The organism is Streptomyces sp. NPDC057565 (assembly GCF_042801455.1).
In the GTDB taxonomy this organism is placed as follows: domain Bacteria; phylum Actinomycetota; class Actinomycetes; order Streptomycetales; family Streptomycetaceae; genus Streptomyces; species Streptomyces yanii.
Map to the genome: position 1 here is coordinate 44,682 of NZ_JBHVFU010000010.1, position 23,833 is coordinate 68,514.

The following is a 23,833-nucleotide window of genomic DNA, read 5'->3' on the forward strand; positions in this document are numbered from 1 at the left end:
GGGGGGCATCGTCTCGAGCTGCTCCTTGGGGGCCGGCTGCTCTGCTGCCGCACTCATGCCCGCACCGCCCTCTTCTCGATCCGCTTCTCGGCGGCCTGCTCCGGGGTGAGGGCGACGACCCGGTGGACGTAGACGCCGGGGACGTGGACCTCGTTGGGGTCGATCTCGCCGGGTTCGAGCAGGTGCTCGACCTCGGCGATCGTGATCCGGCCGCACATCGCCGCGAGCGGGTTGAAGTTGCGGGCCGCGTCCTTGAAGACGAGGTTGCCGTGCCGGTCGCCCTTCCAGGCCCGCACCAGCCCGAAGTCGGCCACGACGGCACGCTCGAGGACGTGGTCGAGGCCGTCGAAGGCCTCCACCGTCTTGGCCGGGGAGGTCACCTCGACGGTGCCGTCGGCGGCGTACTTCCAGGGGATGCCGCCCTCGGCGACCTGGGTGCCCACACCGGCGCGGGTGTAGAACGCCGCGATGCCGGAGCCGCCGGCGCGCATCCGCTCCGCGAGCGTGCCCTGCGGGGTCAGCTCGACCTCCAACTCTCCGGCGAGGTACCGCCGGGCGAACTCCTTGTTCTCCCCGACGTACGAGGCCACCACCCGGCGCAGGCGGCCCGCACCGAGCAGGATGCCCAGGCCCCAGTCGTCGACGCCGGCATTGTTGGACACCGTCTCGAGCTCGCTGACACCGGCCTCCAGCAGTGCCTGGATCAGCGAGGCCGGGATGCCGCACAGTCCGAAGCCGCCCACCGCGAGGGTGCTGCCCGAGGGGATGTCGGCGACTGCCTGGGCGGCCGAGGCCACGACCTTGTCCATCACGCCGCCCCCGCGGTCGGGGCGAGACGTTCCCGCAGTGCTCGGGGAACCGGTGCCGGGCGGCCGTCGGCATCGACGTGCACGACCGCGTGTTCGCCGCGCACGCAGACGCCGGCCGGGCCGATGACGTCCCAGGTGTAGGTGATCGAGCTGTTCCCGACGTGTTCGACCTCGAGGCTGACGGTGTACTCGTCACCGGCCGTGAGCGGCTGGTGGTACGAGGCTGCCGTAGCGCGACGCGGGAACCTGCCGATGTCGATGTCCGGAAGCACCGAGCGGTACAACGCGTGCTCGGTGTTCTCCGCCCACCGGTACGCGGCGGTGTGGTGGAACCGGCCGGAGGCATCGGTGTCGGACCAGGCGACGACGCCGGATGTGCTGTGGACGCTCACGCCGGCACCTCGTCGAGCTGCTTGAGGCCCAGCATGTCGCGCGCCTCGCTCGGAGTGGCGATCTCGTAGCCGAGTTCGTGAATGATGCGCACGGCGCGTTCGGCGAGTTCCAGGTTGGTCGCGAGCCGACCGCGCGAGTAGTAGAGGTTGTCCTCGAGGCCGACCCGCATGTGGCCGCCGAGGAGGAGACCGTGGGTCGTCGCCGGGAGCTGGGTCGGCCCGATGCCCGAGACCCCCCAGACCGTTCCCTCGGGCAGGTGCTCCACGAGCAGCTGCAGGATCTTGGGGGTGTATGGGAGGCCGCCCTGAAAGCCGCGCTGGCCGCCGAGCACGATGTTGCAGTAGTACGGCGGGGAGTCCAGGCCCTCGGCGGTCAGAGTGGTGAAGTCGGACAGGATGTGCCCGAGGTTGAAGACCTCCCACTCCGGCTTGATGCCGCGCTTGGTCATCTCCTCGAGCAGCCAGCGGGAGCGCTTCGGCGTCGTGGTGACGAGGTACTCCCGTTCGGCGGTGCTGGCCGTGATCGTGTGCGAGTCGAGGGTGGCCATCTCACAGCCCACGCCCTCGATGCCTTTGATCCGTTGGTGCCAGTCCAGTTCCCACAGCTCGTCGCCCAGCCGGACCGGCATGTCACCGTGGATTCCGCCGCCGGTGGAGTTGTTGATGACGATGTCGGTCCGGGCCCGGATCAGCGAGTTGATCTCGGAGTAGATCTCGGGATCGCAGGTGGCCAGCCCGTCCTCGCGGCGGGCATGGACGGCCACGACACTGGCGCCGACCTCCCAGCAGCGGGCCACGTCGTCGGCGATCTCCTGCGGGGTGACCGGCAGGTGCGGACTCTGCTCCTTGGTCGCCATGCCACCCGTCGGAGCGATGGTCAGGATGATCTTGCGGCTCATCGGTTGTCTTCCGTGGTTGTGCCGGCCCGTTCAAGGGAGGCGAGGTCGAGTTCGAGATCGTGGAACGGCTCCTGGTCACCGTGGTGCACGTCGACCGCGAGCAGGGCACCGGTCCGCGGACAGGCCCAGCCGGTGACCGTCAGGTCGCGGTGGAGGGGCGCGCCGACGGACGGCGGGAGGGCCAGGGCGAACCGATGGGCTCCCTCGCGCCACCTGGTGGAGCCGGAGGAGAGCACGACGCCCTCAAGGGTGTGCACCTGGAACTGTCCGGTGTCCGTATCCCGGACGAGGAGGAGTCGGTCGCCCAGCCGTACCGCGTCGTCGGGAACCGCCTCGGTGACCGCCACCGGGTCCACGACGGCGGTCGGTTCGACGCCGAGTCGGGCGGCACGCCGGTCCCGGCGGGCGGCGGAGGTGGCGGACGTGTCGACCGACCCGCCGTCCCCGGAGAGGACCACGCCGTAGGTCTCCCGGGCCTCCTCCTGGGTGACCACGCCGTAGTGGATGTCGTCCAGGACGTCGGCGGGGGTCCGGTCGAGCGGGTCACCGATGCCACCGCCGCCCTGCCAGGTCACCTCGAACAGGTCCGCCGGGGTCATCGGGAAGGAGCCCGGCTTCGGCCCGAGGTCCCGGGGCTGTTGCCCGCCGACCCGGAAGCGCTGGCTGATCATGGCACCGGGCAGGCCACCGCCGAGCCCGACGGAGTTCGGCACCTCGGCGCCGTGCGTCATCACGAGTGCTTCGGCCTCCGGCACGGAGACGGTGACGCCGACCTCGGCTCCGAGACCCCCACGGCGGCGACCGGCCCCACCGGTACCGGGGGCGAGACGCCGGTATTGGTAGAAGAGCGGGGTCTTCTGCTCGTTGACCTCCACATCGGCGATCGAGGGACACGGGGCGTTGATCGGCCCGGCGGCGTTCTGCCCGTCGTGGTCGGCGAAGGCGCCGAAGCCTCCGGCCAGCGGGTCCATCAGGTGCAGGCCGAACAACTTTCCGTGCCGGTCGCGGCCGGAGAGGTTGAACGTCGCCATCGTGCCGCTGCTGACGGCCTGGGCGCGGTGCGCGTACTTCGGCGAGGCGAACAGCAGCCGGTTCAGCGCCGCAGAGACGACGTTGCTCACCGTCCAGACAGCCTCGACGGTGGCGGAACCGACCGGTGCCGGCGGTACCGCGGTGCAGACCAGACCGTCCGGCGCCGAGATCTCCACCGGGCGCAACAGGCCCTCGTTCCACGGGATGCCGAAGCCCAGGGTGGGGATCACCGCACCCGCGACGCCGCCGGCCAGGCCGGCGCGTGAGGAGTTCACGAAGCCGTTGGCCTGCGGCGAGGAACCGGAGAAGTCGAAGTGCAGGCTGTCACCGCGTTTGGTCAGCACACAGTCGATGGCGAAGAGGTTGTTCTGCTTGCCGTCGTGTTCGAGGAAGTCGCGGGTGTGGACGACTCCGTCCGGCAGTTCGCGCAGGCGTGCGCGCACCAGTGCCTCGGCGTCGTCGACCATCGTGTGCATCACCGACAGCACGGTGGCCTTGCCGTACCGGTGGGACAGTTCGGTGAGGCGCTCGGCCGCGACGTTCAGGGTGGCGATGAAGGCCCGGATGTCGAGGCCCACCTCGGCCGGGAGGCGTGACGCGGTGAGGATCATCTCCAGTACGTCCTCACGCAGTTCACCGCCGTCGACCAGTTTGACGGCAGGGATGCGCAGCCCCTCCTGCCACACCTCGGTCGCCTTGGGTGACCACGAGGCAAAGTCCATGCCGCCGATGTCGGTCTCGTGCGCCATTACGCCGGCCCACCCGAGCAGTTCGCCGTCCACGATCAGTGGTGCGCACATCTGTAGGTCGTTCTGGTGCAGTGCGCCGATGAACGGGTCGTTGCCGATGATGCGGTCGCCGTCCTTCAGCCTGGTGCCGTTGCTCAGCAGGTGCCGGATGAGTGATCCCACGGGGGGCGCCTCGAAGGTCACCTGGTGGCCCATCGTGACGAACGCGCCGTCCGGCAGGTAGACGCCGGTGAAGAAGTCGCTCGCTTCGGTCACGGTCGGGCTGCCGCTGACCGACTGCAGCGCGAGCCGCATCTGGTCGGTGATGGCGACGAGGCGGCTGCGGACGACCTGGCGGATCACCGGGTCCGTGCTCGCGCCGTGCAACGGGACAGGGGCGACGTCGATTGCGTCGGTCATGTCAGTTCACCTTCACGTGGATGAGGCCGAGTGCGTCGGTGGTGGCGACCCCGTTCGGGGGGATCACCACGACGCATCCGGGGAGCTGGACGAGGGCGGGACCGGCGATCTCCTGCCCGGCAGCAGGCCGGCGGACGGTGTACACGGCCGTCTCGTCGGGCCGGTCGGCGTCGTCGAACACGACCGGACGCGTCCCGAGCCGGGTGAAGGGCTCGCCCGTACCGTGGCCGTCCGCACCGGCCGCGGGCAGCGCCGCCACGGAGCGGACCGAGAGGATCTCGAACCCGGCTTCCCGGAAGCCGGCTCCCTTGCCCCAGAGCTGCTCGTACTCCTTCTCGAAGCTGAGGAGGAGCTCCGCGACGGCATCCCTGTCGGGCGAGGCGGCCACGGTGACGTCGACGTGGTGGGCTTGGCCGAAGTAGCGGATGGACGCTGTGTGGGTGACCGTGCCGCACTCGGGGTCGGGCAGGGCTGCGAGAGCGCGCACACGGGTGTCGTCGACTGCCTCGGCGACGACCTGCGCGTCCTGGGCGCTCGGGCCGGCCTCAGCGAGCACACGCCGGTAGCAGGTGCGGGAGGCCGTGGTCTTGAGGTCGGAGGTGCCGGCGCCGAAGGCCGACTGAGCCGTCGCTGTCGGCGGCACGATAAAGCCGGCCAGGCCCGCCTCACGGCACAGGGCCCACGCGTGCGACGGACCCGATCCGCCACCGGCGACCAGGGTGAACTCCCGCGGGTCGTGACCGCGCTCGATGGTGACGGCGCGCAGCAGATCGGCCATGGCGTTGTCGAAGACCACACGGATCGCCCGGGCCGCTTCGACGGCCTTCAGCCCGAGGGGCGTCCCGACCTTGTCCGCGATGGCCTGCTTCGCGGAATCGCGGTCGAGGACGATGCCTCCGCTGCCGAACTGCTCCGGGTCGAGCACCCCGAGGACAAGGTCGGCGTCGGTGGTCGTCGGCTCGGTGCCGCCCTTGCCGTAGCAGACCGGGCCGGGTACGGCACCGGCGCTGCGCGGTCCGACGCTGAGCACTCCGCCCTCGACCGCGGCGATCGAGCCGCCGCCGGCGCCGATCGAGGCGATGTCGATGCTCGGTACGCGCATGTCGGCGCCGCCGAAGGTGACCTCGTCGCTCATCAGCGCGACTCCGCCGGCGATGACGCCGACGTCGAAGCTGGTGCCGCCGACATCCATGGTCAGGACGTGCGGGGTGCCGAGTTCCGCCCCGAGTTTCTGGCCGGCCACCACGCAGGACGCAGGACCGGAGAGCAGGTTCGACACGGGCCGCTCGGTGACCGTGCGCGCCGGGACCACACCGCCGGCGCTCGTCGTCATCATGATGGGGGCGGTCATGCCGAGGGCTGCCAGCCGCTCCTCCAGGAGGGCGAGATAGTGCCCCTGGACCGGACCGAGTGCCGCGTTCGCCACCGTGGTCGAGGCGCGGGCGTACTCACCGACCGAGGGCGCGATCTCGTGGGAGAGGGAGACGAAGACGCCGGGCAGTTTCTGCTCGATGAGCCGTGCGACGGCGAGTTCGTGGGCCGGGTTCTCGGTCGCCCACAGCAGGCAGACGGCGACGGCCTCCACCCCGATGTCCCGCAACCTGCCGATCGCGTCGAGCGCGCTGCTCTCGTCCAGCGGCGTGCGTACGACGCCGTCCGAGTCGATGCGCTCCGCGATCTCTACGACCTGGGTGCGGGGCACCAACGGCGGTACCTGGCCGCGCAGATGGTAGTCGCCCAGGTCCAGGCCCTGCAGGCCGGCCGTACCGCGACGCAGCCTGCCTATCTCCAGGACGTCACCGAAGCCGGCGGTCGTGATGAGCCCGGTCTTCGCCGAGCGTCCGGTCAGCAGCGCGTTGAGGCCGACGGTGGTGCCGTGCCCGAACCGGGTCACCCGGGAGCACAGCTCGCCGGTGTCTCGACCGACGGTCTCGGCGGCCAGGTGCACGGCGTCGATCACGCCCGTCACCACGTCGGGGGTGGTCGGGGTCTTGCATACCCAGGATTCGCCGTCCGGGGACCGGAGCCACAGGTCGGTGAACGTACCACCGACGTCGGTGCCGATCGCCCAGCCGGAGGCGGGGGACGGAGTGTTCATGGCTCCCTTTCAGAGTCGGTCGGCGACCCAGTCGGCGATGTAGTGCGCGGGAACGGCTTCGTTGTCCGCACCGGCGTGCGACGCGCCGCCTTCGGCGCGGCTGAAGACCTTGAAGCGGCGGTCAGGACTGTTGACGGCGTTCTCGTACTCGGGCACGGCGAACTCCATCGGGATCTGCCGGTCGTCCTCGCCATGGGTGACGAGGAAGGGGACGGTGATCCGCTCGATCACGCCCTCCAGCGTCATGTTCGGCGCGAAGGCCATGAAGTCCTCAAGGCTGTCCTTGCCGAACACCCACTGGACGTGGTCCCAGTAGTGCGGCACGGGGTTCTCGCCTTCGCGCTGCAGGCGGCGCTTCTGGAGTTCGCCCCAGTTGTGGTTCGCCCCCCAGACCGCGCAGAGCTTGAAGCGCTTCTCGAACGCGGCCGCGCGCGGGGCGTAGTAGCCGCCGAGCGAGACACCGCTCATGCCGATGCGCGTGCCGTCGACATCCGGTCGGGTCTCCAGATAGTCGACCGCGGCACTCGCCCAGCGCTCGCTGTCGTGGACCGCCGCGAGCCCGCGCTCACGGAGCGAGGCGCCCGTGCCCGGCTGGTCGACGCAGAGTGTCGCGATGCCGCGACGCGCCAGTTCGCGGGGCAGGCCCAGCCGGAACAGCATCTCCTTCATCGAGTCCAGGCCGTTGCAGAAGACCATCACCGGGTAGCCGTCCGCCGGAGGTTCGCCGTCGGCGGGGACGAACAGTGCGGGGTACGAGGTGCCCTCGTAGGGGACCTCGACGAACTCGGCGCGTTCCCCGCCGTGTTCGATCGCGAGCCGGCACGTCTGAACGGCCTTGCGGTAGGCGGCCTCGCGGGGTGCGTAGTGACGGCTCTGCATGCGCTCGGCGACCAGGTAGTAGACCGAGGCGCGGGCGTAGCGCGCACCGGCCGACAACGGATGGCCCTCGGCGAGATCCTGTTCGGCGCTCCGGACGAGTCCGTCGGCGAAGGCGCACCACGACTGGAAGAACTTCTCGGTGCCGGCGTCGTCGCCGTCCTTGGCCGCGTCGACGAGCGGGGCGCAGATCTGGTCGACCTCGCCGATCTGTCCACCGCAGTTCATGGCGATGCTGACCGACAGGCTCCAGACGTAGTTGGCCGGGAAGTAGCGGAACATGGTCACTTCCCGACGCGGTCGGCGGCGCCGTTGCTGATCACGGCGCGGTTGAACAGGCCCTGGTCGGCGACGATCGTCTGGCCGGTCATGGTGGTGTTGTTCCGAGAGGCGAGGTAGGCGTAGAGGGGCGCGTACTCCTCCGGGGTCGGTAGCGTGGGCAGGAGGGCCAGGGAGAGGAACTGTGTCTCGAAGTCCTCCTTGGGGATGTCGGACTGCTTGTTGTTCTCCAGCCCGAGCGCACGGGGGCCGCGGAGCTGGCTGTTGGCGATGCCCGACGGGGCAACGCCGTTGACCCGCACCTTCGGTGCGAACTCGAACGCGAGCTGGTTGACCACGCTGCGCACCGCGCCCTTGGCGGCGGTGTAGAAGAGCCCGCCGCCGTCGGCGGCATAGGCCGCGGTGGAGGAGGTCAGCACGATGGAGCCGCCTGTCTTCTCCAAGTCGTCGACGAAGACCTTGGCGGCCAGGATGTAGCCGAGAGCGTCGATGTGGAACACCTCGTCGAACAGCGACTCGACCCTGTCCAGGGGCACGTCGCGCAGCGGGATGTTGCCGTCGAAGATGCCGTGGGCGCCGACGAGGGCGTCGATACGGCCGAAGCGGTCCAGGACCGCCTGTCGGCAGGCGATCAAGTCCTCGGTACGGGTGACGTCACCCCGGACGAGAAGCACGTCGTCTCCGAACTCGGCCTTGAGGTCGACGAGTTTGTCCGCGGAGATCTCCAGGATGGCGACCTGCGCACCCTCGCCGATGAAGTGGCGGGCGATCCCGAGGCCGAGGCCGGAGCCGCCGCCGGTGATGAGGACGACATGGTTGTCGAGCATCTGCATGGTGGTTCCTTGCTGGGGGAGTCGAGGAGAGAGGGTCAGGCGGACGCCGCCGCGCCCAGGGCGTCGTTCAGTGACGCGCGGGCACGGAGCAGCTTCCGATACGTCCGCAGGGCGCGGACGCGGCCGCAGATGGTGGCGCCGTGCAACTCGTCGCAGGCGCCGTGGGCGACGACGAAGTTGCCGGTCGAGATGTCGCCCTCGACGACGATGTCGGTGTCGCCGGGGCGCCGCTCGCCGAGCATGTGGAGGGTCAGGCCGTACTGCTCGGTCCAGACGTAGGGCACAGCGTCGTAGGCGGTGGCTTCGCCGCGAGCGATGTTGAGACCGACCCGCCGGCCTTGCTCGATGGCGTGGGTCCAGTGCTCGAAGCGCCGGTGTCGGCCGTGGAGCGGGTCCCAGCGGCCGACGATGTCACCGGCGGCCCACACCCCCTCGACGTTCGTCCGACCGGCCGCGTCGGTGACGACGCCGTGGTCGAGCTCGACGCCCGAGCCGATCAGCCAGTCGGTGGCCGGCTCCGTGCCGACTCCCGCGAGCACGCTCGTGGCCTGTCGCACCCGCCCGTCGGCGAGATGGATGTCGTAGCCCTGCGCTGTCTCCGCCACGGAGGTCGTGGCGGTGCCGAGGTCGAAGAGGACCCCGTTCGCGAGGTGCAGGTCGTGCAGCCAGCCGGCGACCTCGTCCCCGAGGAATCCGGCAAGGGGCAGTTCGGTCGCGCACAGAAGGGTCACCTCGACGCCGCGGGAGCGGAGAGCGGCGGCCACCTCCAGACCGATGAACCCCCCTCCGATCAGCGTCACCGGACGCCCGGTCGTCGCGAACTGCCTGGCTGCGGTCAGATCAGCACGGGTGCGCAGGGTAGGCAGGGCGGCGCCCCCGGCCGTCACGATCGGGCGAGCCGTGACGCCGGTCGCGACGACGACGTGCTGCCACCCGATTGCCTCGCCCCAGTTGGTCACCACGAGGCGGCGGTCGACGTCCAGCCCCATGGCGCCGTGGCCGGCGAGAAGATCGATTCCCTTGGCGGCCAGTTGCTCGTCGGTCCGCAGCGGAGCCGGCGTGGCGTGATCCTTGGCGGCCAGCAGGCTCTTGGAGAGCATCGGCCGGTCGTACCCGGGCTCTACCTCCTCGTCCAGCACGGTGAGGGGACCGGTGTACCCGCCCTCGCGCAGGCCGTCGGCGGCGGAGAGGCCCGACGCGGACGCGCCGACGATCACAATGCCGTCATTGGTTCGGCTCACGGATCATCCCTCGATCAGGCGCAGAGCCTGCGCCGGACAGGCCCGGACGGCCTCCTGCACGTCTTCCAGGTCGTCCTCGGACAGCACGTCGCGGGTGACGACCGCGACCGGGCTGCCGGGCGGAACGGCGAAGACTTCGGGATGGATGCCGACGCAGATTCCATAGGCGGTGCAACGCCCGGGGTCGACGGTCACGCGGGTCACAGGAACACCCCCAGGTTGGCGGTCTTGAGGCTGGTCTCGGTCAGGATCACTTCGCGGGAGAGGAGCCGAGGACCGGCGGCAGTGAGCCGGACACGGTCGTTGCGGCGGCACGGGATCAGGTCGAAGTGGACGTCGATCCCACGCTGCCGGTAGAGCAGCAGCGAGCTGTGCGCCTCGACGACGTCGACCTCGGCGGTCCTCCGCACTTCGACGCTGCCGACGAGTCGCATGGTGCGGGACGGGGGCACCTCGGAATAGGCGTGACCGGTGTTCTGCCGGTCCAGCCGCGTCCGCACGTGCGCCTTGGTGTCACGGATGCGCCACGCGGCGCGATTGACCTCGATGCTGCGCGGCTCTGTCGACTGACGCGACGGCACGGTGTAGAGCAGGTCGTCGTCGAGCAGTTGGAACCACTCCTCCTCGCGTCCCTCGTCCAGAAGGCGCGCCTCGTGCGCGAGGAACTGCGCCACGCGTGTGTACGTCGCGGGGTCCACCACGAGGGTGTCCGGAGCTTCGGCGGCGGCCGTCATGCCTGCGTCCCTTCGGTGGTCCCCATGCCGGCGGCGGTCCGGCCCTTCATCGTGCGCAGCCACTGGCGAAGGAAGTTGAACTGCACGTGCTCGCCGTAACCGGTGTTGCGATGGATGCCCGGTCCCCTCCAGCCCGGGTCCGGAGCGTCGTCGACGGGCGAGTGGTGGCCCTGCTGATAGTTGAACTTCAGCCCTTCCTTGCGCATCCACGGGCTGGCGGCCGCACGCTGTACGCCCTCCCAGGCGACGGTGTCGTCCTGCTCGTAGAGCCCGGCCGACCCGAAGCAGTACTGGCCGCCGACGTAGTCGCGCAGCGCAGACTCCTCGTCCTGGAAGTTCCACACGAACTGCCAGTTCCACAGCTCGAGCTTGCCCGGTGCGACGGGCTGCCACTGACGGAAGCTGGTCATGACGGCCGGCGGGCCGTCAGGGAGCGGGGAGAAGATCCGGATGAAGCTGAGGTTGGGGAAGATGGTCCCCACGGTGGGAGGCTCGTGGTCGACCACGAAGCGCTGGGTCTCGTCCAGGCCACTGAGGTCGAACTGCGCCTTGTACTCGTCCGGGTAGCCCCACAGCGTGAAGCCCGGGTGGATCGCTCGGGTCCAGGCGTGGCCGATGAAGGTGTGTCCGTTCTCGAACTCGTAGGTCCGGCCGATCTCGCAAGTGCCCTGGACACCCTGGAGCATGTCGACCTCTTGGACGCTGGAGTGCAGGGTCGGCAGGTGGTAGACGTCGCCGGCGAAGTTCTCACCGGCCGTCTTCCAGTCGCCGTTGACCATGTACCGCTCGGGAGGACCTGCCACGCGCATGCCGTCGGGGTGAAGGCGGGTGATCAGGTCGAGCATCCAGGCACCGCCGCCGAGCCACTCCTCCAGCGGGGGTACCTCCTCGGACAGCGAGGCGAAGATGAAGCCTTTGCGGTTCTCGACCTTCGGGGCGCGCTTGAGGCTCCACTGATTCGGGTCGAGAGGCTCGCCGTACGCGCGGTGCATCAGCGGCGTACCGACCAGCCGTCCGTCGTTGGCGTAGGTCCAGCCGTGGTAAGGACAGGTGAAGAAGCGCGAGTTGCCCGCGTCGGTCTGGCACACCTGGGTGCCACGATGGCGGCAGTAGTTGGACAGCACGTTGACGCCGCCCTTGCCGTCGCGGGTCACGATGACCGGGTCGAGCCCGATTCTGCGCTGGACGAAGTCACCGGCCTTGGGGATCTCGCTCTCGTGGGCGACGAAGACCCAGGTTCTGGTGAAGATCCGCTCCATCTCGGCCCTGAAGACGTCGTCGTTGTTGAAGATCTCGGCCGGGACGAGATCCTCCCGCATGTCCTTCTCGACACGGTCGAGCAGCACGCCCAGCGGAGTGGAGAAGGGCGCCGACGACGGGGGTTCATTCGTGAGAGTCATCGTTGACTTCCTGTTCACGGGAGGGTTCAGAGCGGGGGCGCGACGAACACGCCGCGGTCGGGGTCGTTGAACTGCTGCTTGGCCACGAACTCGTTCATCTGGTTCGCGGTGCCCCACTGGTCGATGAAGTCGGGCTTCGTGACGTCGTATACGGACGGGTGGTGCTGGTCCCAGTCGACGGTCTCCAGCTCGGTGGTGTACTCGACGCAGTTCCCGACCCGGTCCAGGAAGTAGGAGTAGGTGTTGTCGCCGGCCTTGTGACGGCCGGGGCCCCAGATCTGCTGGACGCCCTCACGAAGCATCCGGCCGGTGCCGCGCATGTACTCGTCGATCCCGCGCATCTCGAAGGAGATGTGGTGGACCGCGACGTGGGGACCACGGGCAACGGCGAAGGAGTGGTGCCAGTCGTTGCAGCGCAGGAACCACATGAAGTCCCCGCGTTCGCCGAGGCACAGGGTGTCGGAGAGCTTGAAACCGAGGTGCTTGACGTACCAGTCGACAGTCGCCTCCGGGTTGTCGGAGTTGACCACGAAATGCGAGAGACGGACAGGGATCGACTCACGGGCCCCGATCGCCCGGAAGTCCCGGGTGGCGACGTCCGAGGAGACCTCGACCACACGCCCGTCGCAGTCGAAGAACCGGAAGCCGTAGCCGGCACCGGGAGTGTCGAGCTTCCGCGGAACGTGGATGATCCGGACGCCCTGCTGGGTCAGCTGCGCCGCGAGGGTGTCGACGTCCGTCGGGGAGCCGGCCCCGAACGAGACCAGGTCGAGTCGCTTCTGGTCGTCCTTCCGCAGGCGCACGATGTACTGCTCCGGGGACCCCTCGGCGGCCAGGAAATGCACGCCGGTGTCGGACTCGACGGGGGCGAGGCCCCAGAGGTCGCGGTAGAAGGCCAACTGGCGGTCGAGGTCGGGGGCCGCGAGCGCCACATGGCGTAGGTGGGTGATCAGAGGCTTCGTCACGTTCTCTCCTCATTGAGTGGCGGCGACAGCGGTGACGAAATGCGCGTTCACGCGTCGTTCATGTGAACGTAGTGATGCCAATCACCGCGCACAAACAATTCCTGGCGATGCTTGGCATTGATGAAATCAATTAATGTGGCGCCGTGGACCTTCGACGCGTTGACCTGAACCTGCTCGTCGCCTTCGACATGCTCATGATCGAGCGAAGCGTCACCCGTGCGGCGAACCGACTCTCGATCGGGCAGTCGGCGATGTCGTCGACGCTGTCCCGGCTGCGGAAGCTCTTCAACGATCCGCTCCTGACCAGGGAGGGGCGCGGTCTCGTCGCCACGCCGCTGGCCGAGTCGCTCGCCGGTCCGGTGCGCGAACTCCTCACCGGCATCGAGATCGTGCTCTCCCAGCGCGAGGCGTTCGACCCGGCCACGGCCCGGCGGACCTTCTCGGTGATTGCCAACGACTACCTGACGATGACGTTCCTTCAGCCGCTCATCGCCCGCCTGTCCGTCGAGGCGCCCGGTATCCGGCTGAACATCTTCCCGACCGGGGACGACTTCGCCGACCAACTCCGCGGACACCGGGCGGACTTGCTGGTAATGCCGAGGGAAGCCTTCGAGGAGCACGAGCAGTTCCCGCACCGGGTGCTCTTCCAGGACCGCTATGTGGTCGCTGTCGACAAGGATCATCCCGACGTGGGCGACGAGATCACCCTGGAGCAGTTCACGACCCTCCCGTTCCTGGCCGCGTCCTCGGGGCATCTGCGCGGTCTGTCGGAGATGCAGCTCGACTTCCTCGGTGTGCCGCGCAACACCGAGATCACCGCCGGGTTCGGCATGGCGCCGTTCCTGCTGAGCGGTACGAGGCTGATCACGCTGGTCCATGAGCGACTCGCGCGCAAGATCGGAGAAGCTGCGGGGATCCGCCTGCTCGAGCCGCCGATCCCGCAGCTCCAGCCCATTACCGAGATCATGGCCTGGACCAAGCGGACCGACCGTGATCCCGGACACCGCTGGTTCCGCCAGTGCCTGCTCAGGCTGGCCGAGGAGGAACCGGCGAGCCGACCCTGACTTCTCACTCGGACGAGGACGGGACCCGCCATCCCCGGGGTGCGCCCGCCTCGCCGAGCACCGCTGCCGGCCCGTAGCGCTGCGAGGCCCGGTGGCCTTCGGTGTCAGTGGCCCCGCATACGGTCTGCGCATGGCTGATCAGGATTCTCACGTGCCCTCGGTGCACGACTTCGCGACCTGGGAGCCCGTGCTGCGGCTTCTGTGGGACAGCGGCGCGAAGGAGCAAGCTGCCCCGTCCATCCGCGTGGCGGGACGCATCGGCCGACAGGGATGGAGTCTGCCCCTGCGGCGACAGCTGCCCCCGCCCGGTCGGGCCGCCCAGGTCGAGGACATGCGGGACGAGATCGAGGCGGTGGAGCGGGTGCATCACGCACTCGCGGACGCCGGTGTCGACGACGTCTCGTTCACAGCGGAGATATCGCCGGCCGGGAGGACCGTGCTCCGCCTGCTCGGGCCCAGCCCCGCGGTGGAGCCCGGCATCGGCACCCCGCACCCTGGGGCGCTCATCCTGGTTGAGGGCGCCGTTCCCCAGCCCTGGCGCTGTCTTCCCGATCCGGTGCCCGGGGCGGTGCCGGCTCCTTCGGCGGATCCGGCGTTGCTGGAGCGGACGCTCCGTGAGCGGTTGCCCGACGCCATCGGCGCGACGGAGGCGGAGATCGCCGCTGCGGAAGCGCGCCTCGGCGTCACCCTGCCCGAGGAGCTCAAGGTGCTCTACCGGGTGACACGGTCACGGTCAGAGGACTGGGGTGACGACTACGAGGCAGCGGAACATGCATGGATGGCGGTCGGCTGCGAACTCTTCGCGTTGGACGACCTGTACATCGCCGACGCGTCGTCCCGCTACTGTCTTTGGAAGTTCGCGGCGAAGGAAGCGGTCGTCACCCCGCCCGACGCCGCGGTGCAGGGCCTGGTCGGCTCACTCGGCTGGATCGCCTTCGGGGACAACGGCGGTGGCGACCGGCTGGCGGTCGATCTGACACCCGGCCCGCGCGGACACGCCGGGCAGATCATCATCCTCAGCCACGAGGAGAACGTCGGCGCCTGCCTGGTCGCCGACTCGCTCACCGACCTGGTGATGAACCGGCGCAGCAAGCGACGTGGCGGCGCGGGCGGAGACCAGCCGTCGGCCGTGGCCCACGTCAATATCCGGAGACTGCCGAGCATCGAGGTCGCCGCACACCCCGGCTTGGAGGTCCTGTCCATCGGCGTATGGGAGGCTGAGCCACTCAGCCTCGCCCCGGTCACCGAGCTGCCCCGCCTGCGGACCCTTGCCGCCTACCCCGGCACCCTCGCCGATCCCCTGGAGATCGCCGAGCTCACCGCACTGGAGTACCTGGAGCTCGGCCCGGAGGAATGGCGCGTCCTCCTCGACGCGCAAGCCGTCCCGCGCAGCCTGTCGGCCGCCGCCATCAACGTGAACGGCAACCAGGACCCCCTGCCCATCGTGGCCATCGCCAACGAAATCCTGGCCCTCTGGGACCGGCCCCGGATCATCCAGACCGTTCTCGAAGGCAACCTCGGCCCCATGCCTTAGAGGAGCCCGGCGTGGTGCGCACGCGCGCCCCGGACGAGACCGAGGCGCATCCGGGCGACATCATGATGAAGGGCACTCCGGCCGGCCGGGTCGGCAGCCCCGATGCCTTCACGCGGGCGGCGGTGCACCTGGCCGGCGACGACGCGGCGTTCGTCCACGGAACCGTACTCGACGTCGACGGCGGCCGGGTCGGCGTCGCGGCCATCGCCGGGCTGTGACCGAGCCGGAGCGAGGCCTGGAGCGTCAGCCCGGTCACAGCGCATCCTGTGGGTGCAAACGCCATACGTGCGTACGCGGCCGAGCGGGAGGTACGAGCAGTGATGGTGGAAGCCGACCCGGGGCTCTTCGGTCCCGAATCCGTCACCTGGCAGTTGCACGGCGACCCGATGATGTGGATCGCCGGGGTGCGTGCCCTCTACCTCCAGGCGTTGCACCCGCGCGCCGTCCGGGGCGTCATGCAGAACTCCGATTTCCGCAAGGACGCCTGGGGGCGGCTGATGCGCACCGCAGGCTTCGTCGGCACCATCACCTACGGCACCACCGAAGCCGCCGAGAAGGCGGGCGCCCGCGTCCGCCGGATCCATCGGCTGCTCAAGGCCACCGACCCGGCGACCGGCGAGACGTACGGCGTCGACGAACCGGAGCTGCTGCTCTGGGTGCACTGTGCCGAGGTCGACTCCTACCTCCAGGTGCAGCTCCGCTCCGGCCAGAGGCTCAGCGCCGCCCAGGCCGACCGTTACATCGACGAACACCGCACCAGCGCCCGCCTGGTGGGCCTCGATCCCGACGGCGTACCCGCGACCACCGCCCAGCTCGCCGCCTACTTCGACCGGGTGCGCCCCGAACTCGCCGCAGGAGCCGAGGCGTTCGACGTCGACTCCTTCCTCCGCCGACCGCCCGTCCACGCCCTGTTGGTACCGGCGCGCGAACTCCTCTGGCGGCGCGTCGCAGCACTCGCCTACCAGTCACTTCCCCCTTACGCCCATGAGCTCTACGGGAGGGCCGCGCCGCCCCCGCACGCCGTCGACCGGAGACTGCGCGCCACCGGCACCGCCCTGCGCTGCATCCCCTCACGGCTGCGCTGGCAACTCCCGCCCGGCCACATTGTGAAGGCGATGGAACGACTCGGTCCCGGCAGCCGCCCCACCCCCTCCAAACTCCGCAGCCCGGCAGCCATACTGGACGGGCCGGGGAGGGCGCAGCAGTAGGCGAAGCGACGGGGGCGACAGCACGCGATGGCGGACACCAGGCTGATCCAGAGCCGGTACCGGCTGCTCGATCTGATCGGGCGCGGGGGCATGGGCGAGGTGTGGCGCGCCCGCGACGAGTCGCTGGGGCGCCACGTGGCCGTCAAATGCCTCAAGCCGACGGGGCCCCAGCACGACCAGTCGTTCACCCGGATCCTGCGCGAACGGTTCCGTCGAGAGGCACGGGTGGCCGCCGCCCTCCAGCACCGCGGTGTCACCGTCGTCCATGACTTCGGCGAGTACGAAGGGGTCCTCTACCTGGTGATGGAGCTCCTCGACGGCCGCAACCTCAGCCAGCTCCTGGAGGACAACAAGCAGCATCCGCTGCCGGTCCCGGACATCGTCGACATCGCCGAGCAGGTCGCCGACGCCCTCGGCTACACCCATCAGCAGGGCATCGTGCACCGCGACCTCAAGCCCGCCAACATCATGCGGCTGGCCGACGGCACGGTGAAGATCTGCGACTTCGGCATCGCCCGGCTCGGGCACGACATCGGCTTCACCTCCCGCCTGACCGGTACGGGCATCGCCATGGGTACCCCGCACTACATGTCGCCCGAGCAGATCAGCGGTGGCCAGGTCGACCACCGCAGCGACCTCTATTCGCTGGGCTGCGTCCTCTACGAGATCGCCACAGGGGTTCCGCCCTTCGACCTCGACGACGCCTGGGCCGTCCTCGTCGGACACCGCGACACCCAGCCGGAACCACTCCGTACCCACCGCGCCGAACTTCCCGGCTTCTTCGACCGCGTCGTCCTGGAGCTGCTGGCGAAGACCCCGGAGGAGCGGCCCGCAGACGCGGGCGACCTGCGGCAGCGGATCGCCGTCGGACGCACCGGCGAACAGCGGCATCTTCCGGCGCCCGGACCCCCACGGCCGTCGGGACGTGTCCGGCTCGCCCCGCCGGTCCCCGTCGTACGCCCGGGACAGCAGCCGCCCGACGGCGAACCCCGGCTGCCGTCCTGGACCCGGGGCATGACCACCGGACACAAGGCGTCCGGCGCCATGCAACTCGGTCTCGCCCCGCCCGACCACTCCGCGGGCCTGACCGGCGAGTGGACCACCGGCACCGACCTGAGGGCCCTGACCGCGGGGCTGCCGCCCGCCCGGCCCGAGCGGCCCACCCCCTCTCCGGAGCTCCTCTCCACTCTCGCCAACCGGCACAGCGCGGGCCTCAACCTGGGCCGGCTCGGCCACTGGGAGGAGGCGGGCGAGGTGCACCGCGCGGTCGCCGCCGAACGCGAGCACGCCCTCGGCCCCGACCACCCCGACACCCTCTCCAGCCGGTACGAGGTGGGGTTCACCCTCAGCCGCACGGGGCGCGCCGCCGACGCGCTGCGCGAATTCGGGCGCGTCGCCCAGGGCCGCGAACGCACTCTCGGCCCCGACCACCCGGAGACCCTCGCCGCCCGGCAGGAGATGGCATACGTGCTCGGCCAGCTCGGCCGTCACTTCGAAGCCCACCAGGTGTACGCCGCGGTGCTCGCCTCCAGGGAAAGGTCGATGGGCCCCGACCACCCCGACACCCTCCGCTGCCGCCACAACCTCGCGTTCAACCTGGGCAGGCTCGGGCGGCTGGAGGACTCGTACCGGATGTCCCGCGACGTGGCGCACGCCCGCACCCGGTTGCTCGGCGCGAGCCACCCCGACACCCTGGTCACCCTTTATGAGGTCGCGTACACCCTCGGCCGGTTGGGGCGCTGGACGGATGCGCTGCAGACCTACCGGGAAGTCGCCCAGGGCCGCGCGCGAACCCTCGGCGCCGACCACCCCGATACGCTTTCGGCCCGCTACGAGGTCGGCATCAGTCTCGGCAGACTCGGTCGCAGCGCGGAGGCCCTGGAGCTCTACCGTGCCCTCGTCGACGACCGGACCCGGGTGAACGGCCCCGCCGACCCCGAAACGCTCCGGGCCCGCCACGGCCTCGGCGTGAACCTGGGGCGGCTGGCCCGCTGGGAGGAAGCCCTCGCCGAAGCACGCGACGTGTGCGTCATGCGGGAACGGGTCCTGGGCACCGACCACCCCGACACCCTCATCAGCCGCCGCGAGGTCGCCGTCGGCCTCGGCTGGCTCGGCCGCTGGACCGAAGCCCTCACCGTCTACCGGACGGTTGCCGAGGCCCGCGAACACGTCCTCGGAGCCGATCACCCCGACACGCTCGCCAGCCGCAACGACGAGGCGCACTGCCTCGAACAGCTCGGCCGGGGCACGGAGGCCGTCGAGCTGTACCGCAGGGTCGCGGCGCTGCGCCGGCAGCGGGGCGTGCCCCCGCACTGACTGTGGACTCCCTGGGCCACCGCCTCTGGCCAGTGGCGATCATCCTGTGTTACCAAGGGCCATGCCCGCACCTGACACCTATGACGCAGTGATCGTGGGCGGCGGCCACAACGGTCTGGTCGCCGCCGCCTACCTCGCCGGCGCAGGACAGTCCGTCCTGGTCCTCGAACGCCTCGGGACCACCGGGGGAGCGGCCGTCTCGACCCGTCCCTTCGACGGGATCGACGCACGGCTGTCGCGCTACTCCTATCTGGTGTCCCTGCTGCCACAGAAGATCGTCCGCGACCTGGGGCTGGACTTCGCCGTACGGAAGCGGACCGTCTCCTCGTACACCCCGACCGTCCGTGGCGGGCGAGCCACCGGACTGCTCGTCGGCGGGGACCGCACCCGGGAGTCCTTCGCCGCCCTCACCGGCGGGGAGCGCGAGTACGAGGCCTGGCAGCGCTTCTACGGCATGACGCGGCAGGTCGCCGAGAGGGTCTTCCCGACCCTCACCGAACCGCTGCCCACCCGGGACGCGCTCCGCGACCGGATCGGGGACGCGGACGCGTGGCGCATGCTCTTCGAGGAGCCGATCGGCGCGGCCGTCGAGGAGAACTTCACCGACGATCTCGTGCGCGGCGTCGTGCTCACCGACGCACTGATCGGTACCTTCGCCGACGCGCACGACCCGTCGCTGCTCCAGAACCGCTGCTTCCTCTACCACGTGATCGGCGGCGGCACGGGCGACTGGGACGTCCCCGTCGGCGGCATGGGCGCGCTCACCGACGCCCTCGCGCAGGCCGCCCGGACGGCGGGGGCCGAGATCCGGGTCCACCACGAGGCCACCCGGATCGAGACCGACGGGACACGGGCCGAGGTCACCGTCGGCACAGCCGAGGGCGAGTGGACGGTCGCCGCCCGCCGGGTCCTCGTGAACGCCTCGCCGCAGGCCCTGGCCGCACTTCTCGGCGACGAACCGCCGGCTCCGGCCGAGGGCGCCCAGCTGAAGGTGAACATGCTGCTGCGCCGGCTGCCCCGGCTGCGCGACCGCTCCGTCGACCCTCGCCAGGCGTTCGCCGGGACGTTCCACATCGCGGAGGGGTACGGGCAGTTGGCCGACGCCTACCGGGACGCGGTTGCGGGCCGGCTGCCCACGGCCCCGCCGTCGGAGATCTACTGCCACTCGCTGACCGACCCGTCGATCCTCGGTCCCGACCTCGCCGCGCGCGGCTACCAGACCCTCACCCTCTTCGGTCTGCACACGCCCGCCCGGCTCTTCGCCGCGGACAACGAGGCGACGCGCGCCGCCCTCCTCAAGGCCACGCTCGCCGAACTCGACGCGCATCTCGACGAGCCGATCGCCGACTGTCTGGCTGTCGACGGGAACGGCGAGCCGTGCATCGAGGCGAAGACCCCGCTCGACCTCGAAAAGGATCTGCGGCTGCCCGGCGGCCATATCTTCCACCGGGACCTCGCCTTCCCGTTCGCCACGGAGTCCACCGGCCGGTGGGGTGTCGAGACGGAGCACGCCAACGTCCTGCTGTGCGGGGCGGGCGCGGTGCGCGGCGGCGGGGTCAGCGGGGTCCCCGGCCACAACGCCGCGATGGCGGCGCTGGGCCGGTGACCCGTTCCCGTACCTACGGACCGAGGACGCCGCGCAGTGCGCCGAGCTTGCGCGGCAGGTCGTATTCCGCGCCGCCCTCGTGTCCGTTGTACGTGAACACCTCGATCTCGGCCGGACCCGCATAGCGGTGGTAGGCGGCGAACACCGTCGACGACGGGCAGATCTTGTCCATCAGCCCGACCGAGAACCACGCCGGAGCGGTCGCCCGTGCCGCGAAGTTGACCCCGTCGAAGTAGGACAGCGTCTCCATCGCCTCGTCGATCCGGAAGCGGTGCCCGGACAGCCAGCGGGCGATCTCCGCGTACGGGCCCGCGTCCGTGATCTGCGAGGCGCGCCGGTAGTGGCAGAGGAACGGCACATCGGCGACAACCGCCATCACGTCGTCCCGCAGCCCGGCGACGGCGAGGGCGAGCCCGCCACCCTGGCTGCCGCCCAGCACCGCGACCCGCGACGCGTCGACGGCCTCATGGGCCTTGGCCGCGTCGACGGCCCGCACCGCGTCGGTGATCAGCCGCCGGTAGTAGTGCCGATACGGATCCTCGATGCCGCGGGTGAGGAAGCCCGGGGACGAGGAGCCGTGGCCATCGGGTCCGATGTCAGGGGTGTCCGCGGTGTTTTTGCCACCGCCGCCCTGTCCCCGGTTGTCCATGACCAGATGCGCGTAGCCGAGGGAGCTCCAGGTCAGCCAGGAGTACGGGATGCCCCGGCCGCCGTTGTAGCCGATGTACTGCACCACGGCGGGCAGTGGGCCCGAGCGGACGCGCGGCAGCATCAGCCACGCCTTCACCGGCTGCCCGCCCCAGCCGCGGAACGTCACGTCGAACACGTCGACGGTCGCGAACCCGGCGTCGTACGGGACGAACTCGGCGTCCAGGCCGTGGCGGCCGGTCTCGGTGAGCGTCTTCGCCCAGAACGCGTCGAAGTCCGCGGGCTCCTCCGGCTCCGGCCGGTACTCGCGCAGCCGCTCCAGGGGCATGTCGAACAACAAGGGTCTAGCTCCTCTTCAGGGTGAGGGTGAGGGTTGCACCGTGGAGTTCAGTGGTGTCCGCCGTGATCCGGATGCCCCGGGCGGTGGGCGCGGCGCTCACGCCGGGATCGGCGGAGACGACGGTCAGACCGCGCCGGTCGAGATCCAGCACGACAGCGGACCTGAGCTGGGTGGGATCGGACAGCGACACCGTGACCGTCTTCCCCTCGGGCCGCACCAGCACCGACGCCGGCCCGTCCGACGTGAGGTCCTGTGCGGTGCCCGCGGTCCAGAAGTTCGCCGCGAACAGGCCGTCCGCGCAGCGGCGTACTGCGTGCACGGCTGTGGAGTCGGCGACGAGCTTCACCGGTGGCGCGGCCGACCACAGCCTGGTGCGTTCGGCGGATGCGGCGGGCGCCTGAAGCCAGAAGTAGCCGGCTCCGTCCGGCGCGGTTCCGTGGTCCTGCCACAGCGTCAGATACGGGCGGGTGACAGGGGTGTCGGTGCCGTACTTGAGGTTGATCTCGCGCCAGGTCGCGGTGCGGTCCTCGCGCACGCCGTTGACCTGTACGGGCTTGGGGAAGATGTAGCCGCCGGTCCCGGCGAGATGCAGCCAGCGGACCCGGTCGAGCCGGTCCGACCAGCCGGCGTCGGCGGGTACGGCCGTGCCGTTGACGAGGAGGGCCGCCCGCGGGTCGCGCAGCTTCCGGTTCTCCACGACCGTCTCGGCGGTGCCCGCGTCGGCGGTGATGCCGGAGCCGACGCAGGCGATCACGTCGTCCAGGCAGAACCAGCTCTTGAGGCCGTGCAGCGAACTCCCGAACGCGCGCAGCTCCATCCCGTACGCACCGAGCGTCGTTCCGGGCAGCGCGGCGCCGCCCGCCCAGTCGGCCGTGCTGGTGGTGCGCTGGCCGGCCGCGTCGGCGGGGCGGCCGGCGAGGACGGTGGTGCCGGGCAGCCGGGTCTGGTCGACGGTCGGCCAGTAGTCCTCGCTGTAGTGCCCGAGATCGTCGGTGTAGAGCAGGACCATGCCGTCGGAGAGGTGCCAGGCGTGCAGGTTCTCGTTCTGGATGGACTCGTAGTTGTAGATCCTCGTCGAGTACGCCGAGATGCCGAGTGCGAACGAGGGCCGGTGGTGGGCCGCCTTGTCCATTCGCGGGTGCTGCTTGTGGGCGACCAGCGGGCCGCGCGCCGGGACGGGCGAGGCGATGATCTGCCGGGCGGCGACGAGCGTCGCCAGGTCGGTAGTGGCGAGGAAGTCCCGGTAGGTGTCCTCGGCGATCCACTGCTTGACCAGGGCGGTGAACCGGTCGGCGGTCTCTCCGGGAAAGCTCGGAATCAGCCGCACCACCGCTTCGATCACCGTCTGCGCCGAGACGTGCCCCTGCTTGCTGGGGCGGGCGATCTCGCGCCCGCAGACGGACGCCATGACATCGCCGCGGGCGATGAGCGGGTCGAAACCGTCGTCGACCCAGTGCCGGACGTTGTCGAGATCGGGGTCGGTGACCGTCCATGCCGTACCGGCGAGCAGGTTCAGCAGCCGGGAGAGGTTGCTCAGGAGTTCCTTGCCGTAGCCACCGTTGTACGGGTGCTTGTAGTGCTGGAGGAACGAGCCGTCGGAGTAGAACCCCTCGCCGGTGCCCTCCGCGGCGGCGCTGGTGTCGTTGAACGCCAGCACACTGTTGGCGCCCGAACCCTCGACGTCCGACAGGGCGTCACGGACGCGGAGGAGATCGTCGCCGTTGTCGCGCAGCACCGCGTTGACAGCGACGACGGTGGAGATCCACACCCGGTTGGCGCCGGTCGCGATCTGCCGGTCGGCCCGCCACAGATTGGGGTCGGGCGTGTAGTGCCGGACTGCTGTGTTGATGCGGGTCAGCCGTTCCGTGCCGAGCGCGTCGTACAGCAGGACGGTCGCGTCGTTGAGGGCGAGCGCGGAGCCGATCTCCCAGTCCCAGTCGTTGTCGAACCTGGTGTGCTCGGGGCCGTAGCGGTTCGTCAGCATCCAGTCGATGCCGGCCAGCAGCAGATCACGCAGTGCGGGGTTGCCGAACTGCGGGGTGCCGGGCACGGCCCACGCGGTCGCGACCGTGGCGAGGCGCTTGAACGACGTGGTGACGTGGTTGGAGAGCGTGGTGCTGGTCAGATCGGGGAACAGACCGTCGGGTCGGGTCGGGTCGAGGCCCTTGGCGGAGGTGGTCGCGGCCTTGCCGATCCGGGCCACCGTCGCCGCGATCTGCGAGTCCGTGAGGTCGAGTCCGGGGCCGCCGGTGAGCAGGGTGTGCCAGCGGGCGCGGAGCGCGGCGGCGCCGTCGGCGGCTTCCGCGGCGTGTGCCGTACCTGTGGCCGGGGTCAGGGGCAGCGCAGCGGCTGCGCCGAGTGCTGCCGCTCCCGTGAGAACGGTGCGTCGGGTGGTGCCTCGGTTCATGATG

Annotated in this window: 19 protein-coding genes and 1 pseudogene; 6 read left to right on the forward strand and 14 right to left on the reverse strand. The window is 70.3% G+C overall.

Translation table 11 applies throughout. The annotated features are described in order from the left end of the window. Positions 1-53 precede the first annotated feature (53 nt). Genes ACFU8W_RS20570 through ACFU8W_RS20625 form a run of 12 tightly spaced genes read right to left on the reverse strand, consistent with a single transcriptional unit; the run spans position 54 to position 12,706 of the window. A complete protein-coding gene (locus ACFU8W_RS20570) occupies positions 54-809 on the reverse strand; it encodes a CoA transferase subunit A (RefSeq protein WP_384039043.1) in 756 nt (251 codons plus the stop codon). Next, positions 809-1,201 (reverse strand): acyl-CoA thioesterase, encoded by a 393-nt coding sequence (locus ACFU8W_RS20575; RefSeq protein ID WP_384039046.1) that lies wholly within the window; start codon positions 1,199-1,201, stop codon positions 809-811. Before ACFU8W_RS20575 ends, ACFU8W_RS20570 begins: the two co-directional genes overlap by 1 nt. After that, positions 1,198-2,100, reverse strand: coding sequence for a 3-keto-5-aminohexanoate cleavage protein (locus ACFU8W_RS20580; protein WP_384039048.1), 903 nt, complete (start codon positions 2,098-2,100; stop codon positions 1,198-1,200). Before ACFU8W_RS20580 ends, ACFU8W_RS20575 begins: the two co-directional genes overlap by 4 nt. Beyond that, positions 2,097-4,280, reverse strand: a complete 2,184-nt coding sequence (locus ACFU8W_RS20585; RefSeq protein WP_384039051.1) for a hydantoinase B/oxoprolinase family protein — start codon at positions 4,278-4,280, stop codon at positions 2,097-2,099. Before ACFU8W_RS20585 ends, ACFU8W_RS20580 begins: the two co-directional genes overlap by 4 nt. Position 4,281: 1 nt before the next feature. Continuing rightward, positions 4,282-6,378, reverse strand: coding sequence for a hydantoinase/oxoprolinase family protein (locus tag ACFU8W_RS20590; protein ID WP_384039054.1), 2,097 nt, complete (start codon positions 6,376-6,378; stop codon positions 4,282-4,284). A 9-nt stretch (positions 6,379-6,387) separates the two neighbouring features. Continuing rightward, a complete protein-coding gene (locus ACFU8W_RS20595) occupies positions 6,388-7,536 on the reverse strand; it encodes an alpha/beta hydrolase family protein (protein ID WP_384039057.1) in 1,149 nt (382 codons plus the stop codon). 2 nt (positions 7,537-7,538) lie between these two features. Further along, positions 7,539-8,366, reverse strand: a complete 828-nt coding sequence (locus ACFU8W_RS20600; RefSeq protein ID WP_384039060.1) for an SDR family oxidoreductase — start codon at positions 8,364-8,366, stop codon at positions 7,539-7,541. A 35-nt stretch (positions 8,367-8,401) separates the two neighbouring features. Further along, a complete protein-coding gene (locus ACFU8W_RS20605; RefSeq protein ID WP_384039063.1) occupies positions 8,402-9,607 on the reverse strand; it encodes an NAD(P)/FAD-dependent oxidoreductase in 1,206 nt (401 codons plus the stop codon). A 3-nt stretch (positions 9,608-9,610) separates the two neighbouring features. Further along, entirely contained in the window at positions 9,611-9,802 is a 192-nt protein-coding gene (locus tag ACFU8W_RS20610) for a ferredoxin (protein WP_384039066.1), read from the reverse strand. Between the two features lie 5 nt (positions 9,803-9,807). Continuing rightward, positions 9,808-10,341, reverse strand: coding sequence for an aromatic-ring-hydroxylating dioxygenase subunit beta (locus ACFU8W_RS20615; protein WP_384039069.1), 534 nt, complete (start codon positions 10,339-10,341; stop codon positions 9,808-9,810). Further along, positions 10,338-11,741, reverse strand: a complete 1,404-nt coding sequence (locus ACFU8W_RS20620; protein ID WP_384039071.1) for a Rieske 2Fe-2S domain-containing protein — start codon at positions 11,739-11,741, stop codon at positions 10,338-10,340. The genes ACFU8W_RS20615 and ACFU8W_RS20620 overlap by 4 nt, the downstream gene beginning before the upstream one ends. 26 nt (positions 11,742-11,767) lie before the next feature. Beyond that, entirely contained in the window at positions 11,768-12,706 is a 939-nt protein-coding gene (locus ACFU8W_RS20625) for a VOC family protein (RefSeq protein ID WP_384039074.1), read from the reverse strand. A gap of 143 nt (positions 12,707-12,849) precedes the next feature. On the opposite strand from ACFU8W_RS20625, the gene ACFU8W_RS20630 reads away from it, so the two are divergent. The 6 genes and pseudogenes from ACFU8W_RS20630 (at position 12,850) to ACFU8W_RS20655 (ending at position 20,434) form a co-directional block, all read left to right on the forward strand. After that, positions 12,850-13,770 carry a LysR substrate-binding domain-containing protein gene (locus tag ACFU8W_RS20630; protein ID WP_384039077.1) on the forward strand — a complete coding sequence of 307 codons (921 nt, stop codon included), beginning with the start codon at positions 12,850-12,852 and terminating at the stop codon, positions 13,768-13,770. 130 nt (positions 13,771-13,900) lie between these two features. Continuing rightward, on the forward strand, positions 13,901-15,304 hold the full coding sequence (locus tag ACFU8W_RS20635) for an SMI1/KNR4 family protein (protein ID WP_384039080.1): 1,404 nt from the start codon (positions 13,901-13,903) through the stop codon (positions 15,302-15,304). A 5-nt stretch (positions 15,305-15,309) separates the two neighbouring features. Next, positions 15,310-15,522, forward strand: a pseudogene (locus ACFU8W_RS20640) (SDR family oxidoreductase); the annotation flags it as partial. A gap of 102 nt (positions 15,523-15,624) precedes the next feature. Beyond that, positions 15,625-16,512 (forward strand): oxygenase MpaB family protein, encoded by an 888-nt coding sequence (locus ACFU8W_RS20645; RefSeq protein ID WP_327249674.1) that lies wholly within the window; start codon positions 15,625-15,627, stop codon positions 16,510-16,512. Positions 16,513-16,539: 27 nt separating this feature from the next. After that, positions 16,540-18,828 carry a tetratricopeptide repeat protein gene (locus ACFU8W_RS20650; protein WP_384039083.1) on the forward strand — a complete coding sequence of 763 codons (2,289 nt, stop codon included), beginning with the start codon at positions 16,540-16,542 and terminating at the stop codon, positions 18,826-18,828. 61 nt (positions 18,829-18,889) lie between these two features. After that, positions 18,890-20,434: a phytoene desaturase family protein gene (locus ACFU8W_RS20655; protein WP_384039086.1), complete on the forward strand. Its 1,545-nt coding sequence runs from the start codon at positions 18,890-18,892 to the stop codon at positions 20,432-20,434. 13 nt (positions 20,435-20,447) lie between these two features. Here the strand turns inward: ACFU8W_RS20655 and ACFU8W_RS20660 are convergent, their stop codons facing one another. Both ACFU8W_RS20660 and ACFU8W_RS20665 read right to left on the reverse strand, forming a co-directional pair. Next, on the reverse strand, positions 20,448-21,422 hold the full coding sequence (locus tag ACFU8W_RS20660) for an acetylxylan esterase (RefSeq protein WP_384039089.1): 975 nt from the start codon (positions 21,420-21,422) through the stop codon (positions 20,448-20,450). A 4-nt stretch (positions 21,423-21,426) separates the two neighbouring features. After that, positions 21,427-23,829, reverse strand: coding sequence for a polysaccharide lyase 8 family protein (locus ACFU8W_RS20665; protein WP_384039092.1), 2,403 nt, complete (start codon positions 23,827-23,829; stop codon positions 21,427-21,429). Positions 23,830-23,833 lie beyond the last annotated feature (4 nt).